Origin of the sequence: Citrobacter sp. wls757 (assembly GCF_005280935.1) — a bacterium.
GTDB classification, from domain to species: domain Bacteria; phylum Pseudomonadota; class Gammaproteobacteria; order Enterobacterales; family Enterobacteriaceae; genus Citrobacter; species Citrobacter portucalensis.
The window spans coordinates 1-11,446 of record NZ_SZWU01000002.1 but is presented as its reverse complement, the minus strand read 5'-3'; the positions used below and the strand labels follow the sequence as shown (position 1 = coordinate 11,446).

9 protein-coding genes are annotated in these 11,446 nt (G+C 51.7%); 7 read left to right on the top strand and 2 right to left on the bottom strand.

The window, feature by feature from the left end:
* Positions 1-82: 82 nt before the first annotated feature.
* A complete protein-coding gene (gene melA / locus FDW94_RS00125; RefSeq protein ID WP_137376936.1) occupies positions 83-1,438 on the bottom strand; it encodes an alpha-galactosidase in 1,356 nt (451 codons plus the stop codon).
* Between the two features lie 269 nt (positions 1,439-1,707).
* On the opposite strand from melA, the gene melR reads away from it, so the two are divergent.
* The 7 genes from melR (at position 1,708) to pmrB (ending at position 11,226) form a co-directional block, all read left to right on the top strand.
* Positions 1,708-2,640, top strand: coding sequence for a transcriptional regulator MelR (gene melR, locus FDW94_RS00120; protein ID WP_003826756.1), 933 nt, complete (start codon positions 1,708-1,710; stop codon positions 2,638-2,640).
* A 237-nt stretch (positions 2,641-2,877) separates the two neighbouring features.
* A complete protein-coding gene (gene adiA / locus FDW94_RS00115) occupies positions 2,878-5,145 on the top strand; it encodes an arginine decarboxylase (RefSeq protein WP_003826754.1) in 2,268 nt (755 codons plus the stop codon).
* 314 nt (positions 5,146-5,459) lie between these two features.
* A complete protein-coding gene (locus FDW94_RS00110) occupies positions 5,460-6,221 on the top strand; it encodes an AraC family transcriptional regulator (protein ID WP_008786968.1) in 762 nt (253 codons plus the stop codon).
* A gap of 127 nt (positions 6,222-6,348) precedes the next feature.
* Entirely contained in the window at positions 6,349-7,686 is a 1,338-nt protein-coding gene (gene adiC, locus FDW94_RS00105; RefSeq protein ID WP_003031853.1) for an arginine/agmatine antiporter, read from the top strand.
* Between the two features lie 146 nt (positions 7,687-7,832).
* A complete protein-coding gene (eptA, locus tag FDW94_RS00100; protein WP_137376935.1) occupies positions 7,833-9,470 on the top strand; it encodes a phosphoethanolamine transferase EptA in 1,638 nt (545 codons plus the stop codon).
* 4 nt (positions 9,471-9,474) lie between these two features.
* The gene (gene pmrA / locus FDW94_RS00095; RefSeq protein ID WP_008786966.1) at positions 9,475-10,143 is read left to right on the top strand and encodes a two-component system response regulator PmrA; all 669 of its coding nucleotides are present in this window, start codon (positions 9,475-9,477) and stop codon (positions 10,141-10,143) included.
* The gene (gene pmrB, locus FDW94_RS00090) at positions 10,144-11,226 is read left to right on the top strand and encodes a two-component system sensor histidine kinase PmrB (RefSeq protein ID WP_170974210.1); all 1,083 of its coding nucleotides are present in this window, start codon (positions 10,144-10,146) and stop codon (positions 11,224-11,226) included.
* On the opposite strand, the gene pmrR is transcribed toward pmrB, so the two are convergent.
* Positions 11,220-11,309 (bottom strand): LpxT activity modulator PmrR, encoded by a 90-nt coding sequence (gene pmrR, locus FDW94_RS00085; RefSeq protein WP_003826741.1) that lies wholly within the window; start codon positions 11,307-11,309, stop codon positions 11,220-11,222. The genes pmrB and pmrR overlap by 7 nt on opposite strands.
* Between the last annotated feature and the right edge of the window lie 137 nt (positions 11,310-11,446).

Sequence of the window (11,446 nt, the reverse complement as noted above, 5' to 3'; positions counted from 1 at the left end):
GTCGCTGTTACCAGCGCCCGCCTTCTGTAAGAGGAAACGTCAGAGGTTAAACGCCGGATACAATGCCCGGCGTGATTGTGTATTAACGGTGCAGCCAGGCCGGCAGCCAGTCGCCGTGAGACGCGATCAGGTCGTCCACCAGCGCATAAATCTCTTCAATCCCCAGTACCGCGGCGGTATGCGGATCCATCATCGCCGCGTGATAAACGCGATCGCGATTCTCCGTCAGGATGGCTTCCGTTAGCAGGGTCTGAACATTGATATTGGTTTGCATCATGGCCGCCAAATGTGACGGGAGAGTCCCGACTTTCGTTGGCTGAATACCATTTGCATCGATCAGACAAGCGACTTCAACGCAGCAGCCTTGCGGCAGGTTATCGATCAGATTGTCATTGCGAACGTTGCCATACACGACGCTCGGTTCACCGGTCCAAATAGCGTTCATGATAGTGCTGGCATATTCGCGCGACGGTTTAATGTCGATCCGCTCAGCCGTTTTGTACTCTTCAAGCTCTTTTTTCCAGTTCGCTAACTGTTCCACACAACGTTTCGGATATTCATCCAATGGCACCTTATAGCGCTCAATCAGATCTTCACGCCCCGGTTTGATAAACCACGGCGTATATTCGGCGAAGTGCTCCGACGATTCGGTGACGAAATACCCCAGTTTTTTGAACATTTCATAACGCACAATGTTCTGGCAACGGGTATTACCGTGAATATTCGGTTTCGGCGCCTGACCGGATTCATAGGCCGCCAGCAGCTCCGGGTAGAGATTCACATAGGCACCGTCCGCCGTTTTGCGCTCCAGCTCCAGATAAAACGCCATATGGTTGATCCCGGCACTGCGATAGCGCAAAGAAGCAGGGTCGATGTTCAGATCGCGGGCCAACTCCTCCGCCGTCCCCTGCACCGAATGACACAACCCAACCTGCTTAATATGCGGATAACGTGCATACATTGCCCAGGTGTTCATTGCCATCGGGTTAACGTAGTTAAGCATTGTGGCCTGCGGACAGACTTCGGTCATATCCTCACAAATCTGCCATAAATGCGGGATGGTGCGCAGCGCGCGCATAATGCCGCCCGGCCCCAGCGTGTCGGCAATCGTCTGCTCCAGACCATGGTGTTTACACACCGTAAAATCGGTGACGGTACAAGGTTCATAGCCGCCAATCTGGAAAGCGACCACCACAAAATCAGCATCCTGTAATGCTGCTTTTTGATCGGTATAGCAGGTGATTCGTCCAGACGCGCCCGCAGAATCCATCAACTTGCGCACAACAACGTGTGATTCTTCCAGACGCGTAGGATCGAGATCCATCAAGGCGATATGCGCAGATTTAAGCGCATCGCGGTGAAAGACGTCCCCAAGAATATTTTTGACGAAAATCGTGGAACCGGCGCCGATAAAGGTAATTTTGGGTGCAGACATCATGACTCTCCAGAACATTAGTGAACACAGTCATGGTGGCACAGCGCATAGATGAAAACCTCCGACTTCCCTGCTGAGCATTCCCATAAACTCAGATCATCACTCTGCGCCCTATTGGATCTGAGTTTATGGGACAAAATCACCCAAAAAGCAGAGTATGCGGCCGCAAAATGTCGCTATGCTCAATGGTAACGGTCCAATTTGTGTCCTGATTCTCAGCCTTAATACGTGTTAAATGACATGATTCTGATAATTCAGGAAATGGAGCAACCATGAGTACATTACCGACATCGCCTCTCCCTCCCGATCCGCACATGTGCAGTAGCGATGAAGAACAAACCCGCAGCCCGCTATCGCTGTACTCAGAATATCAACGGATGGATATCGAGTTGCGCTCACCGCATGCTATGCCTGCCAGCCACTGGCATGGGCAGGTGGAGATCAATGTTCCGTTTGATGGTGACGTCGAATACCTTATCAACAATGAAGTCGTGCAGATAAAACAGGGACACATCACGCTATTCTGGGCCTGTACACCGCATCAGCTCACGCGTCCGGGTAGCTGCCAAAGTATGGCTATCTTCAATTTACCGATGCACCTTTTCCTCTCCTGGCCGCTGGATCGCGAGCTGATCAACCATGTTACCCATGGAATGGTCATCAAATCGCTGGCGTCGCAGCAGTTGAGCACCTTTGAGGTTCAGCGCTGGCAACAGGAACTGAGCAACCCGAACGAACAAATTCGCCAGCTCGCCATTGATGAAATTGGTCTGATGCTCAAACGGTTTAGCCTTTCCGGCTGGCAGCCTATCCTGGTCAATAAAACCTCGCGGACCCACAAAAACAGCGTGTCGCGGCACGCCCAGTTTTACGTCAGCCAAATGCTGAGCTTTATTGCCGACAACTACGATCAGGCGCTCACCATCAACGACGTCGCGGAACACGTGAAGCTCAACGCCAACTACGCGATGGGGATTTTCCAACGCGTAATGCAACTCACCCTGAAGCAGTACATCACGGCAATGCGGATCAATCACGTCCGCGCATTGCTTAGCGATACCGATAAAACCATTCTCGACGTTGCGTTGACCGCCGGATTCCGATCCAGCAGCCGTTTTTATGACACCTTCAGCAAGTTTGTCGGCATGTCGCCGCAGCAGTACCGCAAACTAAGCCAGCAGCATCGGCAAACAATCGCTGGTTGATATCATTCGGCAATATCAGTATCAGCCAAAAAAATATTCCCCCTGTCGATAAACGGCGGTGAAAAACCGCCAACAAGCAAACATAACCTACTGTTTAAAAACAAATTAAACACAAATCAGCCTATTTTTTACCCGCTTTACAGCCCATTTTGACAGGATAATACTTGCCTGCGTCACATTCATACGGTGTGTCTGCAATTCATAGATTGCAACCTTTCCACAACCGGGTAAAAGATGATGAAAGTATTAATTGTTGAAAGTGAGTTTCTGCATCAGGACACCTGGGTCGGTAGCGCTGTCGAACGTCTGGCTGACGCATTAAGCCGCCAAAATGTTACCGTCATTAAGTCCACCTCATTCGACGATGGTTACGCAATCCTCGCCGCCAATGAAGCCATTGATTGCCTGATGTTCAGCTATCAAATGGAACAACAAGACGAGCACCTGAACGTCAGGCAATTGATCGGCAAGCTCCACGAGCGCCAGCAAAACGTACCTGTTTTCCTGCTGGGCGATCGCGAAAAAGCCACCGCATCGCTGGATCGCGACCTGCTGGAGCTTGTCGATGAATTCGCCTGGATTCTGGAAGATACCGCAGACTTTATCGCCGGTCGCGCCGTTGCGGCGATGACCCGCTACCGCCAACAACTTCTGCCACCGCTGTTCAGCGCACTGATGAAGTACGGCGACATCCATGAATACTCCTGGGCAGCACCGGGTCACCAGGGCGGCGTCGGATTCACCAAAACGCCAGCCGGTCGTTTCTATCATGATTACTACGGTGAAAACTTATTCCGTAGTGACATGGGTATTGAACGTGCATCGCTCGGCTCGCTGCTGGATCATACCGGCGCGTTTGGCGAGAGCGAAAAATATGCCGCCCGCGTGTTTGGCGCTGACCGCTCCTGGTCCGTGGTGGTCGGGACTTCCGGCTCTAACCGCACCATCATGCAGGCTTGTATGACCGACAACGACGTCGTGGTGCTGGATCGTAACTGCCATAAATCCATCGAGCAGGGGCTTATCCTCACCGGGGCAAAACCGGTGTACATGGTGCCAAGCCGCAACCGGTACGGCATTATCGGGCCTATCTACCCGCAGGAAATGCAGCCTGAAACATTGCAGAAAAAGATCAGCGAAAGCCCGCTGACCAAAGGTAAAGCCGGGCAAAAACCGTCTTACAGCGTTGTGACCAACTGTACCTACGACGGTGTTTGCTACAACGCCAAAGAGGCCCAGGATCTGCTCGCGCAAACCAGCGATCGCATCCACTTCGATGAGGCCTGGTACGGCTATGCTCGCTTCAACCCAATTTACGCCGATCACTACGCCATGCGTGGCGCGCCGGGCGATCATAACGGTCCTACCGTTTTTGCCACCCACTCGACCCACAAACTGCTGAATGCGCTTTCTCAGGCATCTTACATTCACGTTCGTGAAGGTCGTGGGGCCGTGAACTTCTCCCGCTTTAACCAGGCGTACATGATGCACGCCACTACCTCTCCGCTGTATGCCATCTGCGCCTCAAACGACGTGGCGGTTTCCATGATGGACGGTAACAGCGGCCTGTCGCTCACCCAGGAAGTGATCGACGAAGCGGTCGATTTCCGTCAGGCCATGGCGCGGTTGTACAAAGAATTCACCGCCGAAGGCGACTGGTTCTTCAAACCGTGGAACAAAGAGATTGTGACCGATCCGCAGACCGGCAAAACCTATGACTTTGCCGATGCGCCAACCCAACTCCTGACCACCGACCAGAACTGCTGGGTAATGCGCCCGGGTGAATCCTGGCACGGATTTAAAGACCTGCCGGATAACTGGAGCATGCTGGACCCGATCAAAGTCAGCATTCTGGCTCCGGGGATGGGCGACGATGGTGAACTGGAAGAGAACGGCGTACCGGCTGCACTGGTCACCGCCTGGCTTGGCCGTCACGGCATCGTTCCGACCCGTACCACCGATTTCCAGATTATGTTCCTGTTCTCCATGGGGATTACCCGCGGGAAATGGGGCACACTGATCAACACGTTGTGCTCTTTCAAACACCATTACGATGCCAATACCCCGCTGGCACAGGTGATGCCAGAACTGGTTGAGGAACATCCAGACACTTACGCCAACATGGGCATTCACGATCTGGGCGACACCATGTTCGCCTGGCTGAAAGAGAACAACCCTGGCGCACGTCTTAACGCGGCCTACTCCGGCCTGCCTGTTGCTGAAATCACCCCGCGTGAAGCCTATAACGCGATAGTCAGCGATAACGTTGAGATGGTGGCCATTGAAAATCTGCCGGGTCGTATAGCCGCGAATTCCGTTATTCCTTACCCACCAGGAATTCCGATGCTGCTGTCCGGGGAAAACTTTGGCGACGCCAATAGCCCGCAGATTAGTTATCTACGTTCGTTGCAGTCCTGGGACCACCACTTCCCTGGATTTGAACATGAAACCGAAGGAACGGAAATTATTGACGGTGTGTACCACGTTATGTGCGTGAAAGCATAATGTCGTTTTATAGATAGTCCGATGTTTAAGGTAGACATGTCATGCTTGAGTAATTCCTGAGTATTGCTGCAAAACAATAACATTGTCATACCTTTTTGCGCGGGACCACCCCGCGCTTTTTTTATACGCAAATAGCGCCTTTCCACTTGCGTACAAAAATGTGTACATAAGAAAAATCCCGCCAAGCATTGTAATTAATTTCAGACACGTTATTTTATTGCAGTCCTGGTTTCATCATACAATTTCAATTTAGCCGATTTGGCTCATCTGATGTTGAGCTACGGTGTTTTATGTTCATATTCCTGGAGTTGGGTATGAGGCTTTGCAGCAAAGAAGCTTGTGTTGTTGTATTAACGGAGAAGGATGTTTGGTTAAGGATTAACGGTAAAGAAGCCATCAGTTTAAAAGCTAATCATATGGCACTGGTGGCATGCGATAATAATATCATCGATTTCTCATCACTTAATAACGCATTGGTCGTACATATCAGCCGCGATATCATTAAAGATTATCTGCGCTTTTTAAATAAAGACCTTTCACAGATCCCACTCTGGCAACGCAGTGCCAGCCCAGTGATGACCGCCGCTTGTCTGACGCCGGATGTCTTCAGGGTGGCAGCCCAACACAGCGTAATGGACACAGTGAACGAAGCTGAAAGAGAGCGTACGCGCTCGCTACTGTTCACGGTGTTATCACGCTTTCTCGACAGCAAAAAGTTTATTTCTTTGCTCATGTATATGCTGCGCAATTGTATTAGCGATAGCGTTTATCACATTATTGAGAGCGATATACATAAAGACTGGAATTTAAGCATGGTTGCCAGTTGCTTATGCCTGAGTCCCAGTTTGTTAAAGAAAAAGCTCAAAAGTGAAAATACAAGTTACAGCCAAATAATTACCACATGTCGCATGCGATATGCCGTCAATCAATTACTGATGGACGGCAAAAACATTTCTCAGGTCTCTCAACTGTGTGGATATAACAGTACCTCATACTTTATCTCCGTATTCAAAGAGTTCTATGGGATGACGCCTCTGCATTATGTGAGTCAACATAGGGAGCCATCCGCCGCCTGATTTTTAATCAGTTAGCGATAAGCCATAATAATATCAGCATTAGCGATACCCCAGCTCCGTCATCATTAAACAGACTTTTGACGAGGTATGATAAGGCGTCATTTATCCTTATCAGGAGTTAAAAAATATGTCGACGGATGCTGATGCTCACAAAGTGGGCTTAATCCCCGTCACCCTTATGGTGTCGGGGAATATTATGGGTTCCGGTGTATTCCTGCTACCCGCAAACCTTGCGTCAACTGGCGGGATTGCAATCTACGGATGGTTGGTCACGATTATCGGTGCTCTGGCACTGTCGATGGTGTACGCCAAAATGTCGTCCTTAGACTCCAGTCCCGGTGGTTCTTATGCTTACGCCCGCCGCTGCTTCGGTCCTTTTTTGGGCTACCAGACCAACGTGCTGTACTGGCTGGCCTGCTGGATTGGTAACATCGCCATGGTGGTCATTGGCGTCGGTTACCTGAGCTACTTCTTCCCCATCTTAAAAGATCCGCTGGTCCTGACGCTGACCTGCGTCGTAGTGCTGTGGATCTTCGTATTACTGAACATTGTCGGACCGAAAATGATCACCCGCGTGCAGGCCGTCGCAACGGTACTGGCACTGGTGCCAATTGTCGGGATTGCCGTCTTCGGCTGGTTCTGGTTCCGCGGTGAAACCTATATGGCAGCCTGGAACGTCAGCGGGATGAACACCTTCGGCGCGATTCAAAGCACTCTGAACGTCACCTTGTGGTCATTTATCGGGGTGGAAAGCGCCTCCGTTGCGGCTGGCGTGGTTAAAAATCCCAAACGTAACGTACCTATCGCTACCATGGGCGGCGTGCTGATTGCCGCTGTTTGCTACGTGCTCTCCACCACCGCAATCATGGGTATGATCCCTAACGCGGCGCTGCGTGTATCAGCCTCTCCGTTCGGTGATGCCGCACGTATGGCGCTGGGTGACACCGCTGGGGCGATAGTTTCCTTCTGTGCTGCTGCCGGGTGTCTTGGTTCTCTGGGCGGCTGGACGCTGCTTGCCGGGCAAACCGCCAAAGCCGCAGCCGATGACGGCCTGTTCCCACCGATTTTTGCCCGCGTGAACAAAGCCGGTACGCCAGTGGCCGGGTTAATTATCGTCGGCATCCTGATGACCATCTTCCAGTTCAGCAGCATGTCGCCGAACGCAGCGAAAGAGTTTGGTCTGGTCTCTTCGGTCTCCGTTATCTTCACCCTGGTGCCGTATCTGTATACCTGCGCCGCGCTGCTGCTGCTCGGCCATGGTCACTTTGGTAAAGCACGCCCGATGTACTTACTGGTGACCTTTATCGCCTTTGTCTACTGCATCTGGGCGGTTGTCGGTTCCGGCGCCAAAGAAGTGATGTGGTCGTTCGTCACGCTGATGATCATCACCGCGCTGTACGCACTGAACTACAACCGGATCCATAAAAACCCGTATCCATTGGATGCACCAGTGAACAATAACTAACTTAAGCAATCGTCATTGCCCGATGGCGTCAGTTCATCGGGCCTACGCTGCCTCGCTGATATTCGAGAAATCAACATTAAGAACTTAAGGTTGGCTTAACTTTACTTTGAGAGGATTTGCGCCACTTAGTCGATGGAACCCCCTTAATGTTAAAGCACCTATTTAAAAGGCCTGCTATTGGGCTAATCAGCTGGCTCCTGCTGATCTCATTTTATCTTGCGACCTTCCTGAACATTGCGTTCTACAAACAAGTGCTGCAAGCCCTGCCATTGGATTCCGTGCGTAACGTGCTGGTGTTTTTATCAATGCCGGTCGTCGCGTTCAGCGTCATGAACATTGTGCTGACGCTGGCCTCATTCCTGTGGCTTAATCGCCTGGTGGCGTGCATTTTCATTCTGGTTGGTGCATCGGCCCAATATTTCATCATGACCTACGGCATCATCATCGACCGCTCGATGATCGCCAATATGATGGACACTACGCCCGCCGAAACCTTTGCTTTGCTGACGCCGCAAATGCTCATCACGCTCGGGGTGAGCGGCATTCTGGCCGCGCTCATTGCCTGCTGGGTAAAAATTAAACCGATCACGCCAGTCATGCGCAGCATACTGTTTCGTGGCGCGAACATTCTGATCTCCGCACTGCTGATCGTGCTGGTTGCTGCATTCTTCTATAAAGATTACGCCTCACTGTTTCGCAACAACAAAGAACTGGTGAAATCCCTCAGTCCATCCAACAGCATTGTGGCGACGTCATCCTGGTATTCACACCAGCGACTGGCCCACCTGCCGCTGGTGCGCATTGGCGAAGATGCCCATCGCAATCCGTTGATGGTGAAAGAAAAGCGTAAGAACCTGACGATTGTGGTTCTCGGCGAGACCTCGCGCGGCGATAACTTCTCCCTGTCAGGCTACTCGCGCCAGACCAACCCGCTGCTGGAAAAAGATGATGTGGTCTATTTCCCCCGCACCACATCCTGCGGAACGGCAACGGCAGTATCAGTACCCTGCATGTTCTCGGATATGCCACGCGCGCACTACGACGAAGAACTGGCACAGCATCAGGAAGGCGTACTCGACATCATTCAGCGGGCGGGAATTAACGTTCTGTGGAACGATAACGACGGCGGCTGCAAAGGAGCCTGTGATCGGGTTCCACACCAGAATATGACTAAGCTGAACCTGCCAGGGCAGTGTATTGACGGTGAATGCTACGATGAAGTCCTGTTCCACGGGCTGGAAGAGTACATTAATAACCTGCAAGGCGACGGGGTGATTGTGCTGCACACCATCGGCAGCCACGGTCCGACCTATTACAACCGCTATCCTGCGCAGTTTAAGAAATTTACGCCAACCTGCGATACCAACGAAATCCAGACCTGTTCGCAGCAACAGTTGGTCAATACTTACGACAACACCATTCTTTACGTTGACTATATTGTTGATAAAGCGATCAATATACTGAAAGAACACCAGGATAATTTCACCACCAGCCTGGTCTATCTTTCCGATCACGGCGAATCCTTAGGGGAAAATGGCGTCTATTTGCACGGCCTGCCGTATTCGATTGCACCAGATACGCAAAAACATGTGCCGATGCTGCTGTGGCTCTCCGAGGATTATCAGCAACGCTATCAGGTCTCTCAGACATGTTTGCAAAAACGGGCAAGCTCAGAAGACTTCTCGCAGGATAATCTCTTCTCAACTCTGCTGGGATTAACGGGCGTGCAAACACAGAAATATCAGGCGGCAGATGATATTCTGCAACCCTGCCGGGGAGGCTAAACGAATGAAAATCCTGATTGTTGAAGACGATACGTTGTTATTACAGGGACTGATACTCGCTGCGCAAACAGAAGGCTACGCCTGTGATGGCGTGTCAACCGCCCGTGCAGCCGAGCAGTGTCTGGAGACCGGACATTACAGTCTGGTTGTTCTGGACCTGGGCTTGCCGGATGAAGACGGCTTGCACTTCCTGACCCGCATCAGACAGAAGAAATACTCTCTCCCCGTGCTGATCCTCACCGCCCGTGACACGCTCAAAGACCGGGTCAGCGGGCTGGACGTGGGTGCCGATGACTATCTGGTCAAACCGTTCGCACTGGAAGAACTGCACGCCCGCATCCGGGCACTTCTGCGTCGCCACAACAATCAGGGTGAAAGTGAATTAATTGTCAGCAATCTGACGCTGAATATCGGTCGTCGCCAGGTGTGGATGGACGGACAAGAGGTTATCTTAACGCCGAAAGAATACGCGCTCCTGTCACGCCTGATGCTCAAAGCGGGCAGCCCGGTACACCGGGAAATTTTGTATAACGACATCTACAGCTGGGATAACGAACCGTCGACCAATACGCTGGAAGTCCACATCCATAATCTGCGCGATAAAGTGGGGAAATCACGTATCCGCACGGTCAGGGGATTTGGCTATATGCTGGTCGCCACTGAGGAAAGCTAAGTGAAGCTGCTGCAATATCTAAAACGACCTCTCCCTCTTCGCCAACGGTTAATACTGACGATCGGTCTAATTCTGCTGGCCTTTCAGTTGATTAGCACCTTCTGGTTGTGGCACGAAAGTACCGAACAAATACAGTTATTCGAACAGGCGCTGCGCGATAACCGTAACAACGATCGCCACATCATGCATGAGATCCGCGAGGCTATCGCCAGCCTGATCGTCCCCGGCATCTTTATGGTCAGCCTGACGCTGCTAATTTGCTACCAGGCGGTGCGACGTATTACCCGCCCTCTGGCAGATCTGCAAAAAGAGTTAGAGGCGCGAGCAGCCGATAACCTGGCCCCGATTGAAATTCACAGCTCAACCGTTGAGATCCAGGCCGTTGTCTCAGCGCTCAATGACCTGGTAACGCGGCTGACCAGCACTATTGAAAACGAACGTTTATTTACCGCCGATGTCGCCCACGAACTGCGCACACCGCTGTCAGGCGTTCGCCTGCATCTGGAATTATTATCCAAAACCCATAAGGTCGACGTTACGCCGTTGATTGCCCGCCTTGATCAAATGATGGACAGCGTATCGCAGCTGCTGCAACTCGCCCGCGTCGGACAGTCGTTTTCGGCCGGGAGCTACCAGCATGTCAAACTGCTGGAGGACGTTATTCTGCCCTCCTACGATGAACTCAGCACCATGCTGGACCAACGTAAACAGACGCTGCTCCTGCCACAAAGCGCGGCGGACGTTGTCGTGCGTGGCGATGCTACGCTGTTGCGGATGCTGCTACGAAATCTGGTGGAAAACGCGCATCGTTACAGCCCGGAAGGCACCCATATTACGATTAGCCTGAACACCGAGCATGATGCCGTCCTGGCCGTCGAAGATGAAGGGCCGGGCATTGATGAAAGTAAATGCGGGGAGTTAAGTAAAGCATTCGTCCGAATGGACAGCCGTTTTGGTGGGATTGGGCTGGGGCTGAGCATTGTCAGTCGCATCACCCAGTTACATCACGGGCATTTCTATCTGCAAAATCGCCAGGGAGCCACCGGCACTCGCGCATGGGTGGAATTGGCGAAAGATCAGTAAGAGCTCACCCACACATACAAAAAGCTGCTGACGATCAGCACGCTGCACACGGTGGTCAAACTTTCATAAATACGGGTTTTCATGACACTCTCCTCCGAAACTATGGAGGAGAGTTTGCCTGACACAGATTAAGCCAACCTTAAGTTGATATCATAAGACACCTTATCCGGCCTACTGAGTACAACACTGCCCGTAGGCCTGATAAACGTAGTGCCATCAG

What these genes read in the sequence shown, in the direction of transcription:
- melR (WP_003826756.1), top strand. Translation starts at nt 1,708, where the DNA reads ATGAGTACATTACCGACATCGCCTCTCCCTCCCGATCCGCACATGTGC.
- melA (WP_137376936.1), bottom strand. Translation starts at nt 1,438, where the DNA reads ATGATGTCTGCACCCAAAATTACCTTTATCGGCGCCGGTTCCACGATT.
- pmrA (WP_008786966.1), top strand. Translation starts at nt 9,475, where the DNA reads ATGAAAATCCTGATTGTTGAAGACGATACGTTGTTATTACAGGGACTG.
- eptA (WP_137376935.1), top strand. Translation starts at nt 7,833, where the DNA reads ATGTTAAAGCACCTATTTAAAAGGCCTGCTATTGGGCTAATCAGCTGG.
- FDW94_RS00110 (WP_008786968.1), top strand. Translation starts at nt 5,460, where the DNA reads ATGAGGCTTTGCAGCAAAGAAGCTTGTGTTGTTGTATTAACGGAGAAG.
- adiA (WP_003826754.1), top strand. Translation starts at nt 2,878, where the DNA reads ATGAAAGTATTAATTGTTGAAAGTGAGTTTCTGCATCAGGACACCTGG.
- pmrR (WP_003826741.1), bottom strand. Translation starts at nt 11,309, where the DNA reads ATGAAAACCCGTATTTATGAAAGTTTGACCACCGTGTGCAGCGTGCTG.
- adiC (WP_003031853.1), top strand. Translation starts at nt 6,349, where the DNA reads ATGTCGACGGATGCTGATGCTCACAAAGTGGGCTTAATCCCCGTCACC.